At 38.0% G+C, this 24,344-nt stretch carries 25 protein-coding genes; 10 read left to right on the top strand and 15 right to left on the bottom strand.

The annotated features are described in order from the left end of the window. Nucleotides 1-39: 39 nt before the first annotated feature. The 3 genes from ASC84_RS01375 to ASC84_RS01365 all read right to left on the bottom strand — a co-directional run bounded on the left by ASC84_RS01375 (nucleotide 40) and on the right by ASC84_RS01365 (nucleotide 4,138). Nucleotides 40-1,269, bottom strand: coding sequence for a CaiB/BaiF CoA-transferase family protein (locus tag ASC84_RS01375; RefSeq protein ID WP_056510940.1), 1,230 nt, complete (start codon nucleotides 1,267-1,269; stop codon nucleotides 40-42). A gap of 77 nt (nucleotides 1,270-1,346) precedes the next feature. Beyond that, nucleotides 1,347-2,663, bottom strand: coding sequence for an MFS transporter (locus ASC84_RS01370; protein ID WP_056510935.1), 1,317 nt, complete (start codon nucleotides 2,661-2,663; stop codon nucleotides 1,347-1,349). A gap of 251 nt (nucleotides 2,664-2,914) precedes the next feature. Next, on the bottom strand, nucleotides 2,915-4,138 hold the full coding sequence (locus ASC84_RS01365; protein ID WP_056510932.1) for an acyl-CoA dehydrogenase: 1,224 nt from the start codon (nucleotides 4,136-4,138) through the stop codon (nucleotides 2,915-2,917). A gap of 345 nt (nucleotides 4,139-4,483) precedes the next feature. Here ASC84_RS01365 and ASC84_RS01360 point away from each other — a divergent pair, with 345 nt between their 5' ends. Beyond that, complete coding sequence (locus tag ASC84_RS01360; protein WP_056510929.1) at nucleotides 4,484-5,437, top strand: LysR substrate-binding domain-containing protein; 954 nt, start codon at nucleotides 4,484-4,486, stop codon at nucleotides 5,435-5,437. Nucleotides 5,438-5,671: 234 nt separating this feature from the next. On the opposite strand, the gene ASC84_RS01355 is transcribed toward ASC84_RS01360, so the two are convergent. Beyond that, nucleotides 5,672-6,007: a hypothetical protein gene (locus tag ASC84_RS01355; protein ID WP_056510926.1), complete on the bottom strand. Its 336-nt coding sequence runs from the start codon at nucleotides 6,005-6,007 to the stop codon at nucleotides 5,672-5,674. 121 nt (nucleotides 6,008-6,128) lie between these two features. On the opposite strand from ASC84_RS01355, the gene ASC84_RS01350 reads away from it, so the two are divergent. From ASC84_RS01350 to ASC84_RS01330, 5 genes are all read left to right on the top strand, one after another. Further along, the gene (locus ASC84_RS01350) at nucleotides 6,129-6,557 is read left to right on the top strand and encodes an HD domain-containing protein (RefSeq protein ID WP_056510925.1); all 429 of its coding nucleotides are present in this window, start codon (nucleotides 6,129-6,131) and stop codon (nucleotides 6,555-6,557) included. An 88-nt stretch (nucleotides 6,558-6,645) separates the two neighbouring features. Next, entirely contained in the window at nucleotides 6,646-7,545 is a 900-nt protein-coding gene (locus ASC84_RS01345) for a LysR family transcriptional regulator (protein ID WP_004821316.1), read from the top strand. Between the two features lie 152 nt (nucleotides 7,546-7,697). Beyond that, a complete protein-coding gene (gene trmA, locus ASC84_RS01340; protein ID WP_056510922.1) occupies nucleotides 7,698-8,780 on the top strand; it encodes a tRNA (uridine(54)-C5)-methyltransferase TrmA in 1,083 nt (360 codons plus the stop codon). A 242-nt stretch (nucleotides 8,781-9,022) separates the two neighbouring features. Then, the gene (locus tag ASC84_RS01335; RefSeq protein WP_004720727.1) at nucleotides 9,023-9,253 is read left to right on the top strand and encodes a hypothetical protein; all 231 of its coding nucleotides are present in this window, start codon (nucleotides 9,023-9,025) and stop codon (nucleotides 9,251-9,253) included. 134 nt (nucleotides 9,254-9,387) lie between these two features. After that, nucleotides 9,388-10,455 carry a hypothetical protein gene (locus tag ASC84_RS01330; protein WP_056510920.1) on the top strand — a complete coding sequence of 356 codons (1,068 nt, stop codon included), beginning with the start codon at nucleotides 9,388-9,390 and terminating at the stop codon, nucleotides 10,453-10,455. A 13-nt stretch (nucleotides 10,456-10,468) separates the two neighbouring features. On the opposite strand, the gene ASC84_RS01325 is transcribed toward ASC84_RS01330, so the two are convergent. Further along, on the bottom strand, nucleotides 10,469-10,822 hold the full coding sequence (locus tag ASC84_RS01325) for a YnfA family protein (protein ID WP_056510917.1): 354 nt from the start codon (nucleotides 10,820-10,822) through the stop codon (nucleotides 10,469-10,471). 217 nt (nucleotides 10,823-11,039) lie between these two features. On the opposite strand from ASC84_RS01325, the gene ASC84_RS01320 reads away from it, so the two are divergent. Then, a complete protein-coding gene (locus ASC84_RS01320; protein WP_056510914.1) occupies nucleotides 11,040-11,948 on the top strand; it encodes an alpha/beta hydrolase in 909 nt (302 codons plus the stop codon). A 59-nt stretch (nucleotides 11,949-12,007) separates the two neighbouring features. Here ASC84_RS01320 and clpA read toward each other — a convergent pair whose 3' ends face one another. The 5 genes from clpA to ASC84_RS01295 form a co-directional block, all read right to left on the bottom strand. Then, nucleotides 12,008-14,284, bottom strand: a complete 2,277-nt coding sequence (clpA, locus tag ASC84_RS01315) for an ATP-dependent Clp protease ATP-binding subunit ClpA (RefSeq protein ID WP_004720735.1) — start codon at nucleotides 14,282-14,284, stop codon at nucleotides 12,008-12,010. Nucleotides 14,285-14,293: 9 nt separating this feature from the next. Beyond that, nucleotides 14,294-14,719 carry an ATP-dependent Clp protease adapter ClpS gene (clpS, locus tag ASC84_RS01310; RefSeq protein ID WP_004720737.1) on the bottom strand — a complete coding sequence of 142 codons (426 nt, stop codon included), beginning with the start codon at nucleotides 14,717-14,719 and terminating at the stop codon, nucleotides 14,294-14,296. Nucleotides 14,720-14,740: 21 nt separating this feature from the next. Beyond that, nucleotides 14,741-15,484, bottom strand: coding sequence for a DUF6776 family protein (locus ASC84_RS01305; RefSeq protein ID WP_004720739.1), 744 nt, complete (start codon nucleotides 15,482-15,484; stop codon nucleotides 14,741-14,743). Between the two features lie 82 nt (nucleotides 15,485-15,566). Continuing rightward, nucleotides 15,567-16,616, bottom strand: coding sequence for an N-acetyl-gamma-glutamyl-phosphate reductase (gene argC, locus ASC84_RS01300; RefSeq protein ID WP_004720740.1), 1,050 nt, complete (start codon nucleotides 16,614-16,616; stop codon nucleotides 15,567-15,569). Between the two features lie 114 nt (nucleotides 16,617-16,730). Beyond that, nucleotides 16,731-17,837, bottom strand: a complete 1,107-nt coding sequence (locus ASC84_RS01295; RefSeq protein ID WP_056510909.1) for a GGDEF domain-containing protein — start codon at nucleotides 17,835-17,837, stop codon at nucleotides 16,731-16,733. 448 nt (nucleotides 17,838-18,285) lie between these two features. Between ASC84_RS01295 and ASC84_RS01290 the strand changes: the two genes are divergently transcribed. Next, nucleotides 18,286-19,038, top strand: a complete 753-nt coding sequence (locus tag ASC84_RS01290) for an HD domain-containing protein (RefSeq protein WP_056510906.1) — start codon at nucleotides 18,286-18,288, stop codon at nucleotides 19,036-19,038. 3 nt (nucleotides 19,039-19,041) lie between these two features. Further along, the gene (locus tag ASC84_RS01285) at nucleotides 19,042-19,863 is read left to right on the top strand and encodes an alpha/beta fold hydrolase (RefSeq protein WP_056510903.1); all 822 of its coding nucleotides are present in this window, start codon (nucleotides 19,042-19,044) and stop codon (nucleotides 19,861-19,863) included. Here ASC84_RS01285 and ASC84_RS01280 read toward each other — a convergent pair. From ASC84_RS01280 to rpiA, 5 genes are all read right to left on the bottom strand, one after another. Then, complete coding sequence (locus ASC84_RS01280; RefSeq protein WP_056510900.1) at nucleotides 19,853-20,284, bottom strand: GNAT family N-acetyltransferase; 432 nt, start codon at nucleotides 20,282-20,284, stop codon at nucleotides 19,853-19,855. The two genes, ASC84_RS01285 and ASC84_RS01280, sit on opposite strands and share 11 nt — an antisense overlap. A gap of 54 nt (nucleotides 20,285-20,338) precedes the next feature. Then, nucleotides 20,339-20,761 carry a VOC family protein gene (locus tag ASC84_RS01275; protein WP_056510898.1) on the bottom strand — a complete coding sequence of 141 codons (423 nt, stop codon included), beginning with the start codon at nucleotides 20,759-20,761 and terminating at the stop codon, nucleotides 20,339-20,341. 28 nt (nucleotides 20,762-20,789) lie between these two features. Continuing rightward, nucleotides 20,790-21,146 (bottom strand): VOC family protein, encoded by a 357-nt coding sequence (locus ASC84_RS01270; RefSeq protein ID WP_004720753.1) that lies wholly within the window; start codon nucleotides 21,144-21,146, stop codon nucleotides 20,790-20,792. 52 nt (nucleotides 21,147-21,198) lie between these two features. After that, nucleotides 21,199-21,870 (bottom strand): M48 family metallopeptidase, encoded by a 672-nt coding sequence (locus ASC84_RS01265; protein WP_056510895.1) that lies wholly within the window; start codon nucleotides 21,868-21,870, stop codon nucleotides 21,199-21,201. A gap of 100 nt (nucleotides 21,871-21,970) precedes the next feature. Further along, the gene (gene rpiA / locus ASC84_RS01260; RefSeq protein ID WP_035372052.1) at nucleotides 21,971-22,642 is read right to left on the bottom strand and encodes a ribose-5-phosphate isomerase RpiA; all 672 of its coding nucleotides are present in this window, start codon (nucleotides 22,640-22,642) and stop codon (nucleotides 21,971-21,973) included. Between the two features lie 115 nt (nucleotides 22,643-22,757). Here rpiA and ilvA point away from each other — a divergent pair, with 115 nt between their 5' ends. Continuing rightward, nucleotides 22,758-24,296, top strand: a complete 1,539-nt coding sequence (ilvA, locus tag ASC84_RS01255; RefSeq protein ID WP_056510892.1) for a threonine ammonia-lyase, biosynthetic — start codon at nucleotides 22,758-22,760, stop codon at nucleotides 24,294-24,296. Nucleotides 24,297-24,344 lie beyond the last annotated feature (48 nt).

The following is a 24,344-nucleotide window of genomic DNA, read 5'->3' as shown; positions in this document are numbered from 1 at the left end:
TCCTATGCGTTGATTTCAATATTTTTTAAAATCAGCCAACTATAAGCCAATACCCTCAATAACCCCTTGTTGTTTTAACTGTAACAATTCTTCATCTGAACAAAATTCTTCTAAAATCGCTTTGGTATGTTCTCCTAAGCGTGGTGGCGCATTACGATATTCAACAGGTGTTCCTGTCATTTTAATCGGTGAACCAATCACATTAAAATCAGGATTATCTGTATGTGGAATATTGACCACCATTTTACGATATTGAATTTGGGGTTCATCTAAAGCATCTGCAACAGAATTAATCACGCCAACAGGTACTTTCACTGCATGAATTGCATCGACCCAATGCTTCGCGGTATTTGATAAAAAATATTCAGACAACAAAGCAACCAATTCTTGACGATATTTCACCCTATCTTGATTACGGAGATAGTTTGATTGATCTAACAATTCAGGTTTTCCAATGGCAATACATAAATCTTTAAATTGTTTATCATTGCCACAGGCCAGAATAAACTCCTTATCTTGCGCTTTAAAAGTCTGATAAGGCACAATATTGGGATGATGATTACCCATTCGTTGAGGTGCGATACCTGAACTTAAATAGTTCATACCTTGGTTGGCGAGCCCAGCAACCTGTACATCTAACAAAGACATATCAATATATTGTCCAACACCTGTTTGCTGTCGAGAAATCAGTGCCGCCTGAATCGCAATTGTTGCATATAGCCCAGTCTGAATATCAACCACTGCCACACCAACTTTTTGTGAACTTGCCCCTAACTCACCTTCTTTTTCACCAGTAATACTCATCAAGCCAGACATACCTTGAATAATAAAGTCATAACCCGGTTCTTCTGCACGCGGCCCATCTTGACCAAAACCAGTGATAGAGCAATAGATCAATTTTGGATTAATATGCTTGAGGGTTTCATAATCCAATCCATATTTTTTCAATGAACCTGCTTTAAAGTTTTCAATCACAATATCTGCGGTTTTCACCATGTGTTGTAATAATCGCTGCCCATCCTGCGTTGCCATATCAATTGCCACTGAGGATTTATTGCGATTCGCAGATTGGTAATATCCAGATTCTCGCGTCGCTCTACCCTGTTGATCAAGCATCCACGGCGGGCCCCACATACGGGTATCATCACCAACTTTAGGGCGTTCAATCTTAATCACTTCGGCGCCTAGATCTGCAAGAACTTGTCCACACCACGGACCTGCCAGTACTCGACTCAGATCTAAAACTCGAATTCCTTGTAATGCACCCATATGTTTACCTCTATGTAAGGAGTAAGCGAATACTCCTCAATTTTACGATTTACTGAATCTGTCTAAACAAGCGTTGACTATTGTTGTTGGGGATCATATTGACGATCTTTGATAAATAAGCCAGGTAATACTCCTGCAACAAAATAAGCTGCGCCCATCACGATAAATGCCGTCATAAATGTACCTCCCGAAGCAAGGAAACCAATGGTTGCTGGGGCAATTGCAGCGCCTACTCGCCCAATGTTATATGCACCACCAATTGCTGTACCTCGGACATCGGTAGAAAATGATTCCGCCATATAGGTCGCATTTACACCATAAGGGATGCCATATAAGAAACCAAAAGTGATCAATAAGTACAAAATATTGTCTGGTGTATTAAAGATAATAATCACAGGTAAGAAGACAGCGCTGGCTATAGTACCGAACACAAATACCGCACGACGATTAAATTTATCTGCCAAATATCCCGCTAAGATCTTGCCTAGAATCATTGCTGTATATGAACCCACCATATAGCTGGTCATGTTTTTAAAGTTCATATGCACTTCTGTTTCTAGATAACTTGGCATCCAATTGTTGATTCCGTAGTAACCAAATTGTAAGAAGAAGGCCGTAGTCATCCACAATAAAAACATTTTACGGTGCTTAAAGTTGGCAAAAATTTGTTTATAAATACTGCCACTTTTTGCTTTCTCGGGAACTGTAGCTTCAACTGGTTTTTTGCCTTGAAGTTGATTGATTTTGTTGAGCTGCCAAGACTTTGGTTCAGGTACAAAGCGTTGCAAGAAAATATTGATAAATGCTGGAATAACCGTGATAAAAAACAAGACTCGCCAACCATGATCAGGAATAATCGCACCAGCTAATAATGTAGCAACAATATATCCAACGGTTTGCCCTGTTTGTAATGTACCCAATACCGTAGTTCTATACGTTGTAGGAACATATTCAGCCATAAGGGTATTGCATGCCATATAAAGCGCCCCAATCCCTAGTGCACCAATAAATCGTAATGCCATAAATTGTTCAAAACTTTGGGTAAAGCCTAACAAACATGTTGCAACTGAGAAAAACGATACAGAATTGGCAATGGTACGTACGCGGCCAAACTTATCACATGCCCATCCACCTAGAATCCCACCAATCCCCATACCTGCCAGAGAGGCACTGCCTAAGGCGCCAGCCTGAAAAGTAGATAATGCAAACTCACCCTTTAAACTGGTTAAGCTATAGGACAACAACATGATATCTACGCCATCGACGACCATAGCGAAATAGGCGAATAAAAGTGCCCATTTCCAAGTATTTGGGCCTATTTTTTCAAAGGTTCCAATATTGGATGGCATGGATAATTTTGTTGAAGTTGTAACTGATCGAACATCATTGTTCATTTTTCCTCTACCTCATTTTCCCAAATGAGTCATCGGTCACTTTTTATCTTTCTCTCTACTTATTTCTTTGTTATTTTTATTGCATCAATCTAGAGTTAAGTATGAGAGTTAAAAGAATAATCAGATATTTTTCACGATGAATCCTTTTATCATTGATTTATTTTTACCTTAGTTTTTATAAAATTTAAGGCAAAAAATCCTACAAGGGATGCTAGCTAGATTTAAGCATCCCTGTTTTAAAACAGTGGATTTTAGTTACTAAAGGCAGCAATACCAGTTTGTGCACGCCCGAGAATTAAGGCATGTACATCATGGGTACCTTCATAGGTGTTGACTACTTCCAGATTGACTAAATGACGAGCGACACCGAATTCATCACTGATGCCATTGCCACCCATCATGTCTCGAGCAACACGCGCAATATCTAAGGCTTTACCACAATTGTTGCGTTTAATCAGTGAAGTGCCTTCAACAGAAGCAATACCTTCATCTTTCATACGACCAAAACGTAATGCGATCTGCAGTCCTAAAGCAATTTCAGTTTGCATATCTGCAAGTTTCTTTTGCACCAATTGATTCGCAGCCAGTGGGCGTCCAAATTGTTTACGATCCATCGTATATTGATGTGCGGTGTGCCAGCAAAATTCTGCCGCCCCCATCGCCCCCCATGCAATACCGTAACGTGCACTATTTAAACAAGTAAATGGTCCACGCAAACCATGAATTTCGGGAAATGCATTTTCTTCAGGAACAAAAACATTGTCCATCACAATTTCACCAGTAATCGATGCACGCAAACCGACTTTGCCATGAATCGCAGGCGCAGAAAGTCCTTCCCAACCTTTTTCTAGGATAAAGCCACGAATTTCACCGACATTGCCTTCAGCAGAAACTTCTTTGGCCCAGACCACAAATACATCAGCGATTGGACTATTGGTAATCCACATTTTTGCGCCAGTCAAACGATAACCACCTTCGACCTTTTTAGCACGGGTGATCATACTGCCTGGATCTGAACCATGGTCAGGTTCTGTTAAACCGAAACATCCAATAAACTCGCCAGTAGCTAATTTAGGTAAGTACTTTTGTTTTTGCTCTTCAGAACCAAATTCATTGATAGGCACCATCACCAAGGAGCTTTGTACACTTGCCATTGAACGATAACCAGAATCTACGCGTTCAATTTCACGGGCAATAAGACCGTAACTGACATAGTTTAGACCTGCACCACCGTATTCTTCAGGGATTGTCGGTCCCAGCAAACCTAGCTCACCCATTTCACGAAAAATAGAAGCATCTGTTTTTTCATGGCGGAATTGTTCCAAAACTCTTGGCATCAGTTTGTCTTGTGAATAGGCATAAGCAGCATCACGAATCATGCGTTCTTCAGAACTGAGTTGCTGTTCCAATAAAAATGGATCTTGCCAGTTAAATTGAACGCGTGCCGTTTTTGTAGAATTAACCATTTGATTCATAGCATCCTTTGCTGAACATATCTTGTTGTCTTAGTAGGGATATTAGGTGTGAAAATCCATACTTTCAAACGATTAATTCTCACTCAGATATTCCATTTACGCATATCTTGTGTTTTTATAATATGGCTCGCTCAATGACTACGGTTCAATTATGCGGGTATTAAACGAGGCTTTTTAACAGATTTTTATCATCTTTACATCCTTTTATAAATTTTCATTTGAGGTAAAACCATTGGGTTTGATGGAAGATTCATTGCAAACATCTGCTTTGCTTTAAGTTCTTTTTGCTAGATATGAATAGATTAAATTTAGTCTTAACTAAACTTTGATATTCAAGGAATGAATATGCGTAGAATGATTCCCTCATTACAATCACTAATATGTTTTGAAGCGGCTGCCAAGCATCTAAGCTATACCTTTGCTGCTCAAGAGCTGCATCTTACTCAAAGTGCTATATCTCGCCAAGTACAACAACTCGAAGATTTTTTAGGACTCAATCTATTTAACAGAACACGGCATGGCGTTGAATTAACACAAGCTGGTGAACATTATTATAAAAACATCAAAGCTCATTTATTGGGTATTGAACAAAGCACACTCGATTTAATGAGCCATAAAGGTTTAGGCGGTACGCTAAAATTAGGGGTTGTACCGACATTTGCAACACGTTGGCTCTTACCCCGACTGTATAAGTTCAACGAAATATATCCTGAAATTACCATTCATTTAGAGACCAGTACCAAACCCTTTTTATTCAGTGAGCATATTTTTGATGCAGCAATATATACAGGTACACCTGCACAAATTGAAAATTGGCCGGGTGCAAAAGTCCACTATTTAATGAATGAAGATGTTGTTCCTGTGTGTTCTGCTGAGTTAATTTTTAAGCATTTTCCAGAGCTAAGAGGGCCTTCCGGAGATTTACGTCGAAGTTTAACGGCGAAAGAAATTGCCACGCTGCCCTTACTCCAACAAACCACACGCCCCTATATTTGGAAAGAGTGGTTTGAAGTTTCTGGTTATGAGCATCCTTTTGCATTAGAAGGACAACGGCATGAGTTATTTTCGATGCTTGCGGTGGCAGCCATACATCATATGGGGGTTGCGCTTATTCCACAAAAACTACTTGAAAAAGAACTGCGCTCAGGTGATTTAATTATTGCCTCAGAAATTAAGCTAAAAGGTTCACGTGCCTATTATTTTGTCTATGCAGAACAACAGCAAACACCCCTCATTGCTAAATTCATTGAATGGTTATTGGCAGAAGTTGAACGATCACAAAGTACTTTTTTAAAATAACGCGATTTCGAGTTAAACAATAGCTTATACAAGATTTATAGAATATAGCTTAATTTCTATATTGTGATGATAAAACTCAGGTTGTATGAAGTGAAATGAACAACGCCCACAACAGAAAATTTAAGCCTACTCCGCTATTTTTAATGCCCTTCAGCATTTTAATAAGAATAGGCTAAAAGAAACACATTATTCAATTGAGCAGTGTTTAAACCGAATGGCTACATATCTTAAAATTTAAGTACTAAATCCAATATAACGATAAAAATCTTGATCCCCTACAACACCTAAGCTTGTTTTATAAATCAGGTAATTAGGATAATTACTCTCAGATAATTCATTGAAAATATTCAGTCCCTGATCATCATGAGCATGGATTTCATCGACGCTACGATGCATGGTCGCTTCAAATTCATCTGAAATATATTCAAAGCCCAAATCCATCGCAATAAACAAGGTATGTATACACGGTTGTAGATATTGTTCTTCATTCCAATCAATGACCGCATGTTGGCAATGTGGGCATGTAACATTTTCTTGAGAATTTTCTAAAGTGATCAGTTGAAATGGCATACGCTTTGGAACAGAATAAAATTGTATTTTAAACGAGTTAGGGAAATTAAACACTCGTTTTAGATAAATCTAAAATTGCTTTTCATATTTTATAAATACACGAAACAAAGCTAAGGATATTATGTCAACGATTGAAAAAGCGATTGCTTTAGCAGCTCGTAAACACGCAGGCCAAAAAGATAAAGCACAACAGCCTTATATTTTTCACCCTCTGAGGTTGATGTTCAAAGTTAAAACACCCAATCAACAGATTGTTGCTGTATTACACGACATCTTGGAAGATACCGATACCACTGTGGTCGATTTAATCTCACTTGGCTTTAGTCAAGAAATTGTCGATGCCGTTGTTGCCTTAACCAAAAAAGAAGGTGAATCTAGAATCGAAGCCGCCTACCGTGCAGTAAAAAATCCAATTGCACGTGTGGTAAAACTGGCAGATGTTACTGATAACATGGATATCACCCGTATTCCGCACCCGACCACTAAAGACCTTTTAAGATTAGAAGAATATAAGCAAGTTCAAAATATTCTCATGACAGGCAATGCCTAATCTTATAAAATTTTCACAATTAACAAGTTGACTTGATGCAACAATTAAGTTTAATAGTGCATCATTGTTGCAATTATGGAATGTATTTATGCTCACTGATTTGGATGACTTTTACTGCTTTGGTTTGGTTGTAGAGCATGGGGGATTTAGTGCGGCTGAACGTGCAACGGATATTCCTAAATCCAAGCTCAGTCGCCGTGTATATAATTTAGAAGAAAAATTAGGGGTTCGTTTAATTCAACGAAGTTCACGTCATTTCGCAGTTACAGACATTGGCATGAATATTTACCGCCATGCCCAAGTGATGATGAATGCAGCACAATCAGCGCATGATCTGGTTGATCATCTCAGTGAACAACCCCGTGGTGTGATTAAAGTCAGTGTACCTGTGACCGTTGCGCAAAGTGAATTGTCCAAAATCCTTCCTGACTTTTTAAAAACTTATCCTGAAATCAGAGTACAACTTTTAGTCAGTAATCGTCGAGTAGATATCATCAATGAAGGTTTTGATGTTGCCTTGCGTGTGCGCGCAAATCTGGACGATGACCCGAGCTTAGTGCTGAGAAAGTTTGGACATATTGAACAGCACCTTCTTGCAAGCCAAGCCTATTTAAATGAATTTGGTATGCTCAAAAAACCAGAAGATTTATCTGAACACCGAATTTTAAGTATGGTTGATGAGCACTTAGATCAACAAATGGTGTTACATGATAGTGAAAATCAACAGAAAAAAATTAAAGTTAACCCGATACTCATGGGATCGGATTTAATGATGCTGGCAAAATTAGCCAGTCAAAATTGTGGTATTGCCTTACTTCCAGATACTATTGCTAATGATTTTGTCGCCACAGGTGAATTGGTTCGTGTCTTACCCGAATGGAAAGCACCGCATGGGATCTTTCACGCTGTTTACCCATCTCGCCGAGGCTTACTTCCTGCGGTAAGAGTCTTTATTGACTATTTGGTTAAGCACTTAAGTAAGTGTTGAGTAACTTATCTTCATCATCACTAATCCTAGGATTATTTCAATAGACAAGCCGATCTAAATAAATTGACAAAGATGGACTGCAATCTGGTGTCCATCTGGTGCTATTTTTGATACCATCGCTACTGCTTAATTCCAACGTTTTTCTGATTTATATGACTTCATCTTATCAACAACAGCTTGATGCCAAAATTGAACGTATCCAAACTCAATTCGCAGAATTTAATCCACCTTCATTAGAAATATTTGCTTCACCTGAACAAAACTTCCGTATGCGTGCAGAATTCCGAATTTGGCATACTGACGATGATATGTTCTATGCCATGTTTGAACGAGATGAAAATCAACAGAAAACCGTTGCTCGTATCGATGAATTTCCGATTGCAGATCAAAGTATAAATCAGCTCATGCCAGTTTTATTGGCTGAGCTAAAAGCCAATTCAGTCTTATCAAAACGGCTTTTTGAAGTGCATTTTCTAGCAACGCTCAAGGGCGAAATGCTGGTTTCATTGATTTACCGTGCGCCACTGAGTGAAGAATGGGAAGTTTTAGCAAAACAATTGGCTGATAAGCTGAATGTTAAAATCATTGGTCGCAGTCGCGGACAAAAAGTTGTCTTAACCGATGAATTTGTTGTTGAAGAATTACAAGTCTTTGAGCGTAAATTTCAATATAAGCAAATTGAAAGTAGCTTTACTCAACCCAATGCACAAGTTTGCCAAAAAATGTTGCAATGGGCTTGTCAGTCAGTAGAGGGCGAAAATAAAGACCTACTCGAATTGTACTGTGGTAATGGTAACTTTACCCTTCCCTTATCCTTGAGTTTTAACCGTGTTTTGGCAACTGAATTAGCGAAATCTTCGGTCTATGCGGCACAGTGGAATATTCAACAGAATCAGATCGACAATATTCAAGTTGCACGCCTTTCAGCAGAAGAATTTACTCAGGCCTATAACGGAGAACGTGAATTCCGTCGTTTACAAGAAGCAGAAATAGACATTCAGGGCTATGAGTTTGATACAGTTTTTGTTGATCCACCACGTGCAGGGATTGATGACGATACGTTAATGCTATTGCAAGGTTTTCAACGTATTCTTTATATTTCATGCAATCCAGACACATTACACGACAATTTAAAAACCTTGCTTAAAACTCATAAAATTGTGAAATTTGCGATGTTTGATCAATTCCCCTACACCCATCATGTAGAATCTGGGGTTCTTCTCGAAAAAATTTAAACAATTTATTACAAGATTAGACTGCTATGTAAATTAGCATGGCAGCTATTTCTTTAAATTATTTATTGATATATCATTAAGTTATAAATCATTTAAAACATGGCCCTTTAACAAACCGTTTAAAACATATCAAATCATCGAAAAAATCAGCCTATAACTCGACCATCTATTTCGCTCAGATCTTGTATTTTATTAAAAAACGGCTATATTTCGAACTATGTTAGGTTGTGTATGAAGGCTCTATGAGTTTTTGGCAAAAGCTGTTTACGGCTGAAGATACATTGCAAAATGAACATAAAAATCAAATTGCATGTGTTGAAAATGATTGCTCTTGTAAATCCAATGATCAACTTTTATCAGCGTTGATGAAAGCGACAGATCAGGATGTGATTACTGGGATTAAAAAGGTACTTATCTCTAGAGGTTTCAGTAAAAAAGAGTTAAACCAATTACAGCATCCACCTATTCAATAGTCATGGATGACCGCTAAGAAAGAAAAAGCATTCAGTTTACTGGATGCTTTTTTAATTCCAATAGAACAACTTTTGATGTTTCTCCTTCCCTTGTATACAATTATTTCAAAGAATAGATAAACGCAGAATCAACAATGAAAATTAAAATTGTTATTTTTTTATTATCACTCAACGCTTCAATTACCTATGCAGATATCAACGATGATGAGATTCAAGCCATAGAAGATTTAAGTGATCAAGTATTAGCAACCAAAAATCTTGCCAAACTTGAACCACAAATTAAGGCTCAAATCCAAAAAGCCCAACCCAATGTGCAAAAACTGTTAAAAGCCAAAGACATTGAATATAACGATTCTGTCTATTTACACAACTATGCGATTCTGACTTCTGGATATGCTGAATATTTGCTTGAACAACACTGCACCACGCTCTCTCAGCCTTTTCAAGAACTTACTGAACAAGCGTATTTTGCGTTAAAAAAGCGTGATCCTAAAGATACAATCGCAATCAATAATTTAGGGTTATTCTACGCGCAAATGTCGGTGTACTATCGGAAAAACATAGACCCAACGCCACGTCTAAACTATTTGCTAAAGGCTGAACAACTATTTGAGACCTTAATGAAGTTGCAACCAGACAATGAGGAGTATGAGAAAAATTATTATGCTGTACTCAGTGACAAACTGATGCTGTTACAGAAATATCATCGTGATCAGAATGAGCAAAAACGCCTCATCAATATACTTAAAAAGCCTTTATTTCACTATTTATCTGATCCCAATCAAGCTTTCGATGCAGGAAATTTTATTATTCTAGCGCAACAGTATTTTAAATATCTCAATCGTGAAGACCCGAAACTTGCTGAAAAATGGTTACGTGATAATCAGGCTAAAATTGAAGCTGTGGTGAATAAGAATCGGAAGCAAACTCAGCGAGAAAAGGAATTCCTCGCTGAATTCTATGCCCTGCTTGGTCAAACGGATCGAGCGCTGTCCTACTTAAAACAATTGGAATTTTCTGATGAGAACAATACAGAACCATCCTCTTTTGAAAATGAACCCAATCTTGCCAATTTAAGGCTAAATCCTGAATATCAGAAATGGTTTAAACAATATAAACAGGATTATGCTGCATATCGCAAAGCAATTCCCAAAGTATGTAAGATCAATCAACTTGAAACAACACAAGATACGTTAGAATAATGCTATTGAAGACTTAACGAATCAAACCTTGCGGTTGCAGAATAATCACCAAAGCCCCAATGATTACAATACAGCCGCCAAACAAATCCCAGCGAGTTAAGCTGACATGATCGACAAATTTCAGCCACATCAATGCACTAAAGATATAGATACCGCCATATGCAGCATAAATACGCCCTGAAGCAGCAGGATGCAAGGTCAATAACCAGACAAATACAGCCAAACTTAAAACGGTAGGTATCCATAACCAATGGCTTTTATTTTGATTCAGAATTAAATAAGGAAAATAACAACCTAAAATTTCTGCAACAGCTGTGACAAGAAATAATAAAATCGTGGTTAAAATTTTAGTAAATGCAATGTCCATTGATACTCAAAGAATAATCATGAAGTTAGAGTATATGTGATTTTCACGCGAGCTAAGCAATAAAATTTTGAGCATACTAAAACGGCTAAGCTTTTATCTATAAATTGTAGTTGTTGTTTGCCTCATCCACAAAAACATACATATTTAAATATGCTGATCATTTTGTCATGTTAAAAATAGAATAAAATATCAGCATCTACAATCTTTGGTTTTATGAATGAAAATAAATCATTTCTTGTTTAATTCCTTCATTTTCCTATGGCTTAGCCAAAATGTAGATGCAGCAACACTAAGTCTTCCATTGTGGCCCAATACCGCAACACTAGCACCATCCAGTGAACAATATACGCTAATTAAGCACGGCGCTATTCGCCATATCACTTCCCCTCAATTGCGTGTATATCCCCCCAAACAGAGCAATCACATCGCTGTTTTAGTCATCAGTGGTGGTGGTTATGCCAGAGAGGAATTGGCCAAAGAAAGCACGCCAACTGCACAGTTTTTACAAGAACAGGGATTTACTGTATTTGAATTAATTTACCGCTTACCAAATCAGGATGGCAATAATCTGCTTGCACCCTTTCAAGATGGCCAAAGAGCCCTGCGTATCATTCGTTATCATGCACATCAATTCAACATTGATCCAGACAAAATTGGTGTACTGGGTTTCTCCGCAGGTGGACATTTAGCTGGAATCATTGCGACACAATGGCAACAACAATTTTCGAATTTAAATGATCCGATTGATCAAATTTCTGCTCAGCCTAATTTTGTGGCGCTACTTTATCCAATCATTAGTATGCAAGCGCCGCTTGATCATACCCATGCTTATAAAAGCTTATTTGGCTCAAACCATGATTTAGCCAAACAAATCTTGTTTTCTGTTGATTTACAAGTCAAACAGAATACACCTCCAACCTTTTTAGCCCATGCCATAGATGATCCGATTTCACCTGTTCAGAATAGCCTCAATATGCAAACCGCTTTGCAGCAACACAAGATCGCTTATGAATTACATCTTTTCAAAAATGGTGGGCATGGTTGGGGCTTAGGCAAAGCCAATACTGAAACAATGCAATGGCCCACATTATTCCTAGTTTGGTTAAAGAAAATTGATATTTTATAAGCGTATAATTCAAAAAATAACCCGCAATCAATGCGGGTTATTTTAAAGTTCATTCACAACTATGCTGGTTCAGCGGTCTGATCTTCAAAGACTTCTAATGTAAGCCCTACCGCCTTACCATTTTCTTTCTTCACAGAAACAGCAACATTACCGCCATGATCTGCAAGCTCACCAAATAGAATCATCTCAGCAAGTGGTTTCTTCAAATGCTCTTGAATCAAACGTTGCATTGGGCGAGCACCCATTAAACGATCATAGCCATTCTCAGCCATCCAATCGCGAGCAGATTGATCAACTTCCAACACCACTTTTTTATCATCCAACTGCGCTTGAAGTTCGGTTAAGAATTTATCAACGACAGACTCAATCACTGTAGTAGGCAATGCTTTAAACTGAATTACACCATCTAAACGGTTGCGGAACTCTGGTGCAAATGCACGTTTCATCGCTTCCTGATTGTCATTACTATTGTCTTGCTCAGTAAAACCGATACTGTTACGAGAAATACTTTCAGCACCAATATTGGTGGTCAATACAATAATCACATTACGGAAATCAGACTTACGTCCATTGTTATCGGTTAAAGCACCATGATCCATGACTTGTAATAACAAGTTAAAGACATCTGGATGTGCTTTTTCGATTTCATCTAATAACAAGACACAGTGCGGATTCTTATGAATCGCGTCAGTCAGTAAACCACCTTGATCATAACCAACATAACCTGGAGGCGCACCAATCAAACGAGAAACAGCATGTCGTTCCATATATTCAGACATATCGAAACGAACAAGCTCTACACCCAACAATTTTGCCAGTTGCTTGGTCACTTCTGTTTTACCAACACCTGTAGGCCCTGCAAAAACAAAACTACCCACTGGTTTATCTGGCGCTTTCAAGCCTGCACGTGACAGTTTAATCGCAGAAGCCAAGGCTGTAATCGCTTCATCTTGACCAAATACCACACGTTTAAGATCACGCTCTAGATATTCAAGTACCGATTTATCATCTTTAGATACTGTTTTTGGCGGGATACGTGCAATCTTCGAAATAATATCTTCGATATTTTCAACTGTAATCAAAGTATCATCTTGTTCAGCTTTTAAACGTCGCTGTGCACCAGCTTCATCAATCACATCAATCGCCTTATCTGGCAAGAAACGATCATTAATAAACTTAGCAGACAACTCAACCGCTGAAACTAGCGCAGTATCTTCATATTTAACATGATGGAAATCTTCAAACTTGCTTTTCAAACCACGCAAAATATCAATTGTTTCTGAAATAGAAGGCTCATTCACATCAATTTTTTGGAAACGACGTGATAGTGCATGATCTTTTTCAAATACTTGGCGATATTCTTGGAAAGTGGTTGAACCAATACAACGTAAACTACCATTCGCCAACGCAGGTTTGATTAAATTCGATGCATCCATGGTACTGCCCATACTTGAGCCAGCACCAATGATCATATGAATTTCATCGATAAATAAAATTGCTTCTGGTTTCTTTTTCAAAGCATTGAGAAGCTGTTTCAATCGTTTTTCAAAGTCACCACGGTATTTTGTACCCGCAACCAATGCACCGATGTCTAAACTAAACACTTCAGCAGTCGCAAGTGGCTTAGGCGCTTTACCATTCACAATCAACCATGCCAGACCTTCAGCAATCGATGTTTTACCCACACCAGGATCACCTACAAGCAATGGGTTGTTTTTACGGCGACGGCAAAGAATTTGAGCAGTTCGTTCAATTTCTTTTTCACGCCCGATTAAAGGATCAGTTTTGCCTTTTTGCGCTTCAATATTCAAATTCAAAGTATAAAGTTCAAGTGGTCCAGCATTTGCTGAAGCATTTGATTCACCTTCTAAATCATCAGATTCTTCTTCAACTTGAATTTCTTCTTTACGCGCACCGTGTGACAAATATTGGGTTAAAGTCAAACGATTGATTTGATGTCGTTTTAGCAAATAAACGGCAAAAGAATCTCGCTCAGAGTACATCGCAACCAGTACATCTGCACCCTCTACTGTGCGATCACCGCCACTTGACTGAACGTGGAAAATTGCACGTTGTAAGATACGGTCAAAACTTTCAGTTGGATGAGGGGCTTGGTCGTTGTTTTCTCCTAGTTTAGGGGTATGTTGTTCTACATACTCCTCTAACTCTTTGCGCAAACTGATAATTTCAGCGCCGCATGCTTTTAAGGCATTTACCGCTGAATCGTTATCAAGTAAAGCCAATAATAAATGTTCAACCGTAAGAAACTCATGTCTCTTTTGACGAGCCATGCTAACAGCCAAACGGAGTGAAACTTCTAATTGACGACTGAGCATGAAACCCCCTTATTCTTTTGGCTCAATCTGACAAAGCAATGGATGACCTTGAGATCGAGCGTAGTTATTAACTTGGTTGGCTTTAGTCTCCGCAATGTCTCTTGGATAAACACCAGCTTCACCTTTTCCTTCATAATGTACTGTTAACATTACTTGAGTGGCTTGGTCAAGATTCAAAGCAAAGTATTGTTGTAAAATTTCAATAACAAAGTCCATCGGAGTGTAATCATCGTTCAATAAAACGACAGAATACATCGGTGGTCGCTTCACTTCAGGTGGTGCAGTTTGTACTGCAACATCTGCTTGATCATGGTCTGGATGGTTTGGATCTTCTGAATTACTTATACGAATACTCAAGTGCCAATCTATAAATCCTGAATCACGGAATGATGATTTCACTTCATTTAAACTCATTTGACGTTTATTAGTTCGCATATTTTTCAAAATACTTATGATTTATTGAGAATTAGCCGCAGCTTGAGGAACCTCTGCAGCAAATGCTGCTGCACTGTCTACAGCTTGCCCACGTGACCAACTAAAGCGTTTAACTACTGGAGTGGCACCATTTAGACGGATTTCGATAAATTGTGGATTAAAGCCCTTAGGCATGGTCCAACGACCAGTTAAGCGCTCATAATCAGTAAAGTTATAATTCGCATCTGCCATTGGCACTGTTAACACCTCAGTACCACTAATCAAACGAATTTCAACGGAACCCGTCGCACGTCTTGGACTGACTTGAATAAGATCAAGCTGATATTCATAAGCGTTTTCTGGTAATGGCTTAACCGCCAAGTTTTGAATTGTTAAACTCAAACCGCCACGTTGTTTTAACACTTCACGATAAATCGCACTCATCACATCAACTTGTGATTTTTCAGCATTGGCTTTGTTCAATGACTCTAACAAATCGTTAGAATTCGAAACAGCCACGTCTCTTTCCTGTACAGCAGCATTTAGGCTTTTATTTAAATTAGCCAGTGTTGTTTTTTGTTGCTTCACAACTTCTACCAACTGTTCTGCATCTGCATCAAAACCGACTACCGTTAGCCCTTGGCGATGTCCAACCGTATAACCTAAAAGTACACTGCCAGCACATAATACAACCCCACCGATCACCAAAGGCATATTCCCTTTTAAAAAAGGCTTTTTCGGTGCTTGAGCTGGTTGTGACGCGGTATTTGTTTCTGTGTTCTGCATCATCATCTCTAAGTATTATTGATAGAATCAAAACACACATTTAACCGCAAAGTTATATGTGTGTGAAGCCATAAAGCGTTTTTTATGGTAATAATCCGATACCTTGTAAACCAGCATCTTCAGCAAAACCAAACATTAAGTTCATATTTTGTACAGCCTGTCCTGCCGCACCTTTGACTAAATTGTCTTGAACAGACAAAACAATTAACTTGTTCGGATGCGGTTTATACAGTGCAATTCTGAGTTGGTTTGCACCACGTACAGAACGTGTTTCTGGTGAACTATTTGCAGGCATTACATCTACAAATATTTCATTTGCATAAAATTTTTCATAAATACTTTGTAAATCTGCTGCTGCGCCTTGCTCTGTCAAATCAACATAGATCGTACTGAACATACCACGAATCATCGGAACTAAATGCGGTACAAAAAGAATCTGATCAAATACATTTTTTTGACCTGAAATATTTTCTAATGCTTCTACAATTTCAGGATGATGACGATGTCCAGCAACGCCATAGGCTTTAAAATTATCAGCATTTTCTGAATAAATCATGCCTAGACTAGCTTTACGCCCCGCACCTGATACACCAGATTTCGCATCAATGATAATACTTTCTGGTTTAACCAATGTTTCAGCTTGCTTAAAAAGTGGCGCTAATCCCAACTGTACAGTGGTTGGGTAACAGCCAGGATTACCGACAACATTGGCATTTTTAATCTGTTCACGATTAAGTTCAGATAAACCATATACAGAATCTTTCAGTACTTCTGGACAAGCGTGCTGCATCCCATACCATTTTTCAAACTGTGCTAAATTCTGCAAGCGAAAATCAGCGGCTAAATCGATAACTTTGGTATTTGCTGCCAAGAGTTGTTGCGCATGTTGCATTGCCACACCATGCGGGGTCGCAAAAAACACGACATCACATTTTTTTAATTCATCAATGTTTAAATCTGAATATTTAAGCTCGGTGTGTCCACGTAAGCTTGGAAACATATCATCTACACGGCGACCATCTTCGGTACGTGATGTCAGTACATTCACTTGAACATTTGGATGTCGTAGTAAAAGACGCAACAATTCAACGCCTGTATAACCTGTTCCACCGACAATACCCACTGAAATCACGTTTTTTACCTCGATTTAAAAGTATCCATTTTGTAGTGCTGTAGTATGACAGGAAGTTGATGCTTTCTAAACTATTTTACTGGGTTTTTATGATATTTTAGCATTATGACAAAGTTAAATTCGCATAAGTTCAATTGATGCATCTTGCGCAATACAGTTGCGCCCTCTACGTTTGGCGACATACAAAAGTTTGTCAGCAGCTTCTATACCGCTGGCTAAATTACGATGTCGCACTTGTGTTAAACCAAAGCTGGCTGTCAATAAGATGGGTTGAGTTAAAAATTGCTCAGTTTCAATAGCAGTCCGCATACGCTCAGCAATTTTATAGGCATCACTGAGATCTTCAACTTGTAATAAAACAATAAACTCTTCACCACCAAAACGCCCCACTAAGCCCTTTTCACTAACATGCTGACTGACAAGACGACCTACACTCTGCAAAATCTGATCACCCACCAGATGTCCATAGGTGTCATTAATTTTCTTAAAATGATCGACATCACACATCAACAAAAAATATTGCTTTTCTGGTAAATCGATTAAATTTATTTTAGCTGCGTCATAAAATCCACGACGATTGAGTAAATGTGTTAATGGATCTCTGCAACGTTCATCATTTAATTTAAAAATAATATCTCGAACTAATGTTCCCAAAAGTGCGATCGCAAACCACATGCTCAGGATAATACTGGCAGCAAGCATCATTAACCACCATACTGAATTTACAAGCATACTGGCTTCAATATTTTTCAAAAAAAAGAAAATAATAATGACGCGGACAAAAGTATATAAAACAATAAAAAGATAGGAATAATCGACCAGCTTATTTAACCAATCACTTTGCTTATCATCTTTAAAAATAGATACTAAAACTAAGGATTCAACTGTGGCAATGCTCAGGTTTAAAATCAGCATCCGGATCCATAGCTGTTCATCAACAAAAGCATAATAGACCAACAAGCATATTGTGATAAAGATCAAGAAAAAAGCGACTAAAGCGTGTGAACTAGCATTCTTTCTCAATGCCATAGTATATGCACTGGCCCACGCGCCAAATAGGTATAAACCACCTAAAAGTGGAGCAGAAAATGTTAATTGTAGGTTAGACATAAAACTTTGTGCAGTTAAAGAAAAAGATGGCACGATATATCCAAGACCCAACCAAAATAAATAAGTAGGTGCTTTAAAAAAGTAATGGCAGATCAAAAGTAAACTGCCCATTAATATCAGGCAGACCGGTACAATCAAAATAAAGTAATGAGTATCTGCAAAATTCACGTCTGATATCTTTATGATAAGAAATAGGAAATATTGGCAAGTCGCCAAGTTTAGAGTATTTTTTAATTCACTCCCAACTTATGCTTAAAATAATCAGACTATTTTGTAATTTAACTGCTTTTATTAAGAAATACTTTTAAGGCATTATACCATCACTTAAAATTCATGATGATAAATACACAAGTAAACATGTAATTTAATGACATCGCCTATAAAACCATCAAATTAAACCTCTAAAAAATGATAAAAACAAACCTTTTCATTTTAAATCTTGTTTTGGCATAAAAGACTATTCAAACAAATTCAAAGAAAACTGTCTTGTCTTGCTCAATGATCTATGCATAATAATTTAGAGTAATTACTCTAAAATTAACAAAAGGACGTATTGGTCATGATTGGATCACGAACGTGGATGAATACAAGTAATGGAAAACTTAGCTTTAAAGAGAAAACTCAGCTTATAAAACAAGTCCTCATTCCTGCCACACTGAACTATGGCAAAACATTTCGAAAGGCGAATCATGATTCAACTTCATTTACATTGGATAGTTTTCAGATTCCTGACACAGCAATTGTCAAAGAAGCGATGGACGAATTAGAACAAACAGCCTCTCAAGCGATCATCAATCATTCTTGGCGGAGCTATTTTTGGGCTATTGCTATCGCCCACACCAAACAATGGCAATTTGATCAAGAGAGTCTTGTTATTTCATGTTTGATGCATGATTTAGGACTGGTTAATCATTTGGATCAATATGCATGTCAATGTTTTAGCTTTGAAAGCGCCTTAAGAGCAGAAACTCTCTGTAGCAAACATCATTATCCCAAAGACAAAATGGATAATATTTCAAATGCGATTTGTTTACATATGAATGGCAGCTTAAATGAAAGTGATCACAGCCTTTCTAAAGAAATGCTATTACTACAAAAAGCCACTTCATGTGATGTAATTGGGACTGATCTCAGCTTATTTTCAAACAGTTTTAAAAACAAAATTTTAACCCAATATCCGCGGGTACATTTTAATTCAGAAATGCGTAAACTTATCTCAATTGAAGCAAAGAGAAACCCTCAATCACGGACTGCTTTAATGCATAAACTCGGACTTTCAAGCATGATTCAAATGAATATTTTTAAGGACTAAATCATTAAAAACACCTCTTTTACCCAAAAGAATATTGATTTTGGGCAATATCCAATTGTAGTCGATATTTATTCAAACCCTGAAAACAGCCATAGTATTATTTTGCTGGCTGCGCTAGGCATAGCAATCAGTAAATACGAGGTGCTCATTACCGCTTTAAGCCAAAGTGGCTTGAATGTTATTGTGGCTGATTATCCCCATTGTGGGCGTAATACTCCGCCTGTTTCAGCAAAGATTGATTATGGTTATGCTGATTTACTCAATGACTTTATTCCTCAACTGGAAAAGCTGGCCTTAGAACTAAACCAGCAAGTTCCAATCTTATTTGGACATAGTTTAGGTGGGCATTTAGCAACACTTTATGCACAAAATCATGCAAATAAAGTCATTGGTGTTGCCACAGGCAATATCGGTTTAAAAAATTGGGACTTAAAAGGTAAAATCAATATTTTAAAAGCAGTCACAGTGATCAACGCCATGATTTTAAAAGATGGTTATTTTGCTGGCTATAAAATTGCTTTTGGGAATAAAGAGACAAAATCCTTAATGCGTGATTGGTCTAAAGTTATCTTTACAGGAAATTATGCACATATTATTGGTCAAGAAAACGTGGTGAATAACGCTGCCTTATTTGTCTATTTAAATGGCGATGATTTTGCACCAATGTCTTCAATGCTTGGCCTAAGTGGTTATTTTAAAAACCCACAAATAAACACGCTGGATTTAACCCATAAAACTAAAGGCAATCAACATAGTGCATGGATTAAACAGCCTGATGAAGTCGTCGAAATAATTATAGAATGGGTCAATAGTTTTACTGAATAAGTTTTGCTTTTGACATCAATATATATCCACCTTCTTCACTTTCTCCAGTGCTGATTGCTTCCCAGCCATAACCTAAATAAAAAGACAAAGCTTGTTTATTTTCTGATAAACATTTGAGATAGCCTGTACCCGTAAACAGTTGTTCTGCTGCGTCTAGCAATGCTGTTCCTACACCCTGATTTTGAGCATTTGGGGCAATAAATAGATGATGTAAAAAGTTCTCTTGCAGAAAAATAGATGCAAATCCCAAATATTCTTGGTCTTTTTCAGCCACTAAAATCATTTCATTTTCGGTGTATTTTTCAAAATCACTCAGCCCCCATTTTGAAGAATCTAACCACGACCAACTTAATTTTCTGGTATTTAAAAAAAGTTCACTCAATGGTGCTCGGTCATGATTTTGAAAAGATCTGATGTGCATCGCTGTATCTCAATTAAAGTCCCTATAACCTTACCTTATTTAAGCCAGCCTTATTTAATCTAACGTTATTGCTCTTTCTCCAATCACCTCAACAATTCGTAATAAATAACCATCTGGATCTTGAACTAAAAATTGCTTTTGTCCATGCTCTATAGTTTCTGCACGGTACCAACGTTCTTCTAACGCTTCAAATAGCGGCCATTGTGCGACATCCAAACGATTTAAAATACTGTCGAGTTGGTCTACTTCGAACTGAAAGTTAATCCCTCTTCCCAATGGGTAGGCCAATACTCCGGTTAACCATTGCCCTTCTTGTTGTTGCTCCAACATAAACTGAACACCATCAAGTTCCACATAGATAAATTTTTCTTCAGTCCGTTGATACATTACAGAAAAACCCAGTATTTCCACCCAAAACTGATAACTCCTCTTCAAATCGGTGACGATCAATTCTGGAACCAATTTATTCCACTGCATTTTAAAATCCCACTTAACTCATTAATTTTTAATATTCAATATGTTGTAAAATATTTACAACCTTTCCAAATGGATCTTTGACATAGAATCGCCTAACACCCCAGTCTTCATTGGTTAATGGATAGAGAATGTCTAAATCTAATTTTTTGGCTTTTTCATAAAGTTCATCCACATTGTCAACTTCGATTGAAAAATCGGGTACATCTGTATTATTTCCCCCTTCCGAAGCAATACTGATTTGTGGATGCATGATTTCCTGACTGGCAAATGTTTTGATCCAGCCATGATCCATCACCAAGTCCATCGCTAAAAAATCACCATAAAAAGCTTGGGCACTGGCTAAATCTAAAGCTTTAATATTACTTATGATTCTTTTTACAGTCATACGCTTTTCCTCATTTTTTATTTTAATGCAATCTAGAAATTTACTTATTTTATTACGCCCACCACCAAGGCATTACACTACTTTTTAAAACTTTACGATGCTGCTGATAGTGTTGATCATGCTTTTCAACTTCAGACCAAAAAGCAGCGCTATGATCAAAATGTTTGGTATGTGCCAATTCATGTACACAGACATAACGGGTAATTCGTTGATCACATAAAACTAAGGCACTATTGAGCATAATATCATGACGGGCTGTACAACTTCCCCAACGCGTTTTCGGGTGTCGAACAGCACACTGTCCAAACTTTAAATGGGTTTCATCACTGACTTGCTTTAAATAAATCGGTAAATAATGCTTTGCATAAGCAATCACAAAAGCTTTTAAATAGCTTTCCGGCTGACGCTCGCTGACAAATAACTGATGCTTTTGCTCATCTAAAATATAGCTATTTTTTTGAGTTTTATAAATAATTTCTAGGGGCAGTTTTAAATTAAACAGTTGCAAGCTTGTCGGTAATATCTGATCAACCTGCTGTATTTTTTCCTGCTGTTTATGCCATGTCTCAATCATCCATTGTTCAGACTCGTGTAAAAAATGCTGAATTTGACGTTGGGTACAATATTTGGGCACAGTTAATCGAATCTGCGTGGGTTCAACACGTAAACGTAAGCGTGTTGCCCGTGCATGATGTGTGATTTTTATTTCAGGAAGATTTGCCATCTTAATACGCTTATTTTTAGAATCTCCCCCAACGCTTACTTAAAAAAGGTAGGTAGTAAACCTCGTCTTTACTCAAGCAGAAGTTAGGGGAAATTTTTTCTTATCCTGCGGTACGCTCTTCAATACCATGATTGGTGGCGACTACAGCGACATCAGCTTTATTGATCGCAAAAATACCATTACACACCACACCAGGAATATCGTTAATAGTTTTTTCGACCTCTAATGCATTCAAAATATTTAAGTTATAGACATCTAGAATGACATTACCGTTATCCGTTACCACACCTTCACGATAAACTGGGTCACCGCCTAAAGATACGATTTTACGTGCAACGGCTGAACGTGCCATAGGAATCACTTCGATAGGCAATGGAAATTCACGGCCTAATTGATCGACCCATTTCGAGTCATCAACAATACATACAAACTTTTTCGCAATAGATGCCACGATTTTTTCACGTGTGAGTGCAGCACCACCGCCTTTAATCATATGTAAATGACGGTCAATTTCATCAGCACCATCTACATAAGCATCTAAACCACCAACATGGTTCATATCAACCACTTCAATGCCTAATTTCTTAAGACGTTGAGCTGTTGCTTCTGAACTGGCTACGGCTGCTTCAAGTTGTAACTGAGGTAATAATTCAATTAAGAAGTTCACTGTACTACCAGTACCGACTCCCAAAATGCCCCCTCTTGGTAAGTGTTTTAAAGCGGCTTGGGCTGCAGCTTGTTTTTTCTCGTCCTGGGTTGCATAAAGGCTCATGACATCTCTCAATAAAATTTCAATTTCCTGCACATTTTGCATAATTTTAAAACGCAAAGGTACAACGGTTTGTTACAATGAGCGCTCATTTTAAACTGTTAGATGGAAAATTAACATGCTGTCTCGTTTGGTTCGACAAATATTACAGGCAACGGTGTATGACGTTGCAATCGAAACCCCACTCGAAGCAGCGCCACGAATTAGTGAAAAACTAAACAATAACATTCGCTTTAAACGCGAAGATTTACAACCTGTCTTTTCCTTCAAACTACGCGGTGCGTATAACCGTATTAGTCAATTACCGAAATCTCAGTTGGAACGTGGCGTTATTACTGCTTCAGCAGGTAACCATGCTCAGGGCGTGGCTTTATCTGGTCAAAAGTTAGGTATTCGCGCCATTATTGTGATGCCAAAAACCACCCCTGATATTAAAGTTCAAGCAGTAAAACGTTTGGGTGGTGATGTTGTGCTTCACGGCGACTCATTTGATGTTGCTAACAAATATGCCATTCAACGTGCAAATGACGAAGGTTTAACCTTTATTCCGCCTTATGATGATGAACTGGTTATGGCCGGCCAAGGTACAATTGCCAATGAAATATTGCGTCAATGGCGTGATGTTGAATACGTATTTGTTGCTGTGGGCGGTGGTGGTTTAATTGCAGGTGTAGCGGCATATCTTGGTGATGTTGCCCCGCATGTCAAAGTTATTCCTGTCGAATATGATGAATCTGCATGTTTAAAAGCAGCATTTGAAGCCAATCAACGTGTAATACTCCCTTCTGTAGGATTATTTGCAGATGGTACAGCTGTTGCTCAAATCGGCGAAAAGCCATTTGAAGTGATTCAACTACAAAAATCTGATAACTCAGGTCCAATTGTTGAACGTGATGTGGTACTGGTCAATACAGATGAAATCTGTACGGCAATCAAAGACACTTATGATGAATGTCGTAGTATTGTTGAACCATCAGGTGCTATGGCACTTGCAGGTATCAAAAAGTACGTCGCTGCACATAGTCTTGAAGGCAAAAACATGGTGTCAATTGTTTGCGGTGCCAACATGAACTTTGACCGTTTACGTTATATTGCTGAACGTACCGAACTCGGTGAACGTAAAGAAGCCATTTTTGCAGTGACCATTCCAGAAGAAAAAGGTTCTTTCCTGAATTTCTGTCGTGCTTTGCAAGGCCGTAATATCACTGAGTTTAACTACCGTGCTAGTGATGCATCTGCCGCTCAAGTCTTTGTCGGTATTAGCTTAAAGGCTGGTGAAAAAGAACGCCATGACATCTATGAAGCCATGAAATTACATTATGATGTCGATGATTTATCGGATGATGAAGTTGCAAAATTGCATATCCGTTATTTGATTGGGGGTCATGCCGATATTGCCAATGAACGTTTGTTCCGTGTTGAGTTTCCAGAACGCCCAGGCGCTTTATTAACATTCTTGGAGCGCCTTGGTCCAACCCATAACATTAGCCTATTCCATTATCGTAATCACGGTGCAGCAGAAGGACGTGTTTTGGTTGGCTTGGATGCAGAAGATGCGGTACAGAATCCAGATGGACTGATTGAGACTTTGGAAAATATCAATTACCCATATCAAGAAATTACCAATAACTTAGGTTATCAACGTTTCTTAAAATAGAAATAGCTTCAAAATCGAAATAGCCTATAAATTTTTATGGGCTATTTT

This window comes from Acinetobacter sp. Root1280 (genome assembly GCF_001425285.1).
GTDB classification, from domain to species: Bacteria; Pseudomonadota; Gammaproteobacteria; order Pseudomonadales; family Moraxellaceae; genus Acinetobacter; species Acinetobacter guillouiae.
This window is presented reverse-complemented; position numbering and strand designations above follow the sequence as displayed.

Bases quoted from the DNA above. Each gene is read 5' to 3' on its own strand.
- ASC84_RS01375 (WP_056510940.1), bottom strand. From the start codon at position 1,269: ATGGGTGCATTACAAGGAATTCGAGTTTTAGATCTGAGTCGAGTACTG.
- ASC84_RS01370 (WP_056510935.1), bottom strand. From the start codon at position 2,663: ATGAACAATGATGTTCGATCAGTTACAACTTCAACAAAATTATCCATG.
- ASC84_RS01365 (WP_056510932.1), bottom strand. From the start codon at position 4,138: ATGAATCAAATGGTTAATTCTACAAAAACGGCACGCGTTCAATTTAAC.
- ASC84_RS01360 (WP_056510929.1), top strand. From the start codon at position 4,484: ATGCGTAGAATGATTCCCTCATTACAATCACTAATATGTTTTGAAGCG.
- ASC84_RS01355 (WP_056510926.1), bottom strand. From the start codon at position 6,007: ATGCCATTTCAACTGATCACTTTAGAAAATTCTCAAGAAAATGTTACA.
- ASC84_RS01350 (WP_056510925.1), top strand. From the start codon at position 6,129: ATGTCAACGATTGAAAAAGCGATTGCTTTAGCAGCTCGTAAACACGCA.
- ASC84_RS01345 (WP_004821316.1), top strand. From the start codon at position 6,646: ATGCTCACTGATTTGGATGACTTTTACTGCTTTGGTTTGGTTGTAGAG.
- trmA (WP_056510922.1), top strand. From the start codon at position 7,698: ATGACTTCATCTTATCAACAACAGCTTGATGCCAAAATTGAACGTATC.
- ASC84_RS01335 (WP_004720727.1), top strand. From the start codon at position 9,023: ATGAGTTTTTGGCAAAAGCTGTTTACGGCTGAAGATACATTGCAAAAT.
- ASC84_RS01330 (WP_056510920.1), top strand. From the start codon at position 9,388: ATGAAAATTAAAATTGTTATTTTTTTATTATCACTCAACGCTTCAATT.
- ASC84_RS01325 (WP_056510917.1), bottom strand. From the start codon at position 10,822: ATGGACATTGCATTTACTAAAATTTTAACCACGATTTTATTATTTCTT.
- ASC84_RS01320 (WP_056510914.1), top strand. From the start codon at position 11,040: ATGAAAATAAATCATTTCTTGTTTAATTCCTTCATTTTCCTATGGCTT.
- clpA (WP_004720735.1), bottom strand. From the start codon at position 14,284: ATGCTCAGTCGTCAATTAGAAGTTTCACTCCGTTTGGCTGTTAGCATG.
- clpS (WP_004720737.1), bottom strand. From the start codon at position 14,719: ATGCGAACTAATAAACGTCAAATGAGTTTAAATGAAGTGAAATCATCA.
- ASC84_RS01305 (WP_004720739.1), bottom strand. From the start codon at position 15,484: ATGCAGAACACAGAAACAAATACCGCGTCACAACCAGCTCAAGCACCG.
- ASC84_RS01295 (WP_056510909.1), bottom strand. From the start codon at position 17,837: ATGGGCAGTTTACTTTTGATCTGCCATTACTTTTTTAAAGCACCTACT.
- ASC84_RS01290 (WP_056510906.1), top strand. From the start codon at position 18,286: ATGATTGGATCACGAACGTGGATGAATACAAGTAATGGAAAACTTAGC.
- ASC84_RS01280 (WP_056510900.1), bottom strand. From the start codon at position 20,284: ATGCACATCAGATCTTTTCAAAATCATGACCGAGCACCATTGAGTGAA.
- ASC84_RS01275 (WP_056510898.1), bottom strand. From the start codon at position 20,761: ATGCAGTGGAATAAATTGGTTCCAGAATTGATCGTCACCGATTTGAAG.
- ASC84_RS01270 (WP_004720753.1), bottom strand. From the start codon at position 21,146: ATGACTGTAAAAAGAATCATAAGTAATATTAAAGCTTTAGATTTAGCC.
- ASC84_RS01265 (WP_056510895.1), bottom strand. From the start codon at position 21,870: ATGGCAAATCTTCCTGAAATAAAAATCACACATCATGCACGGGCAACA.
- rpiA (WP_035372052.1), bottom strand. From the start codon at position 22,642: ATGAGCCTTTATGCAACCCAGGACGAGAAAAAACAAGCTGCAGCCCAA.
- ilvA (WP_056510892.1), top strand. From the start codon at position 22,758: ATGCTGTCTCGTTTGGTTCGACAAATATTACAGGCAACGGTGTATGAC.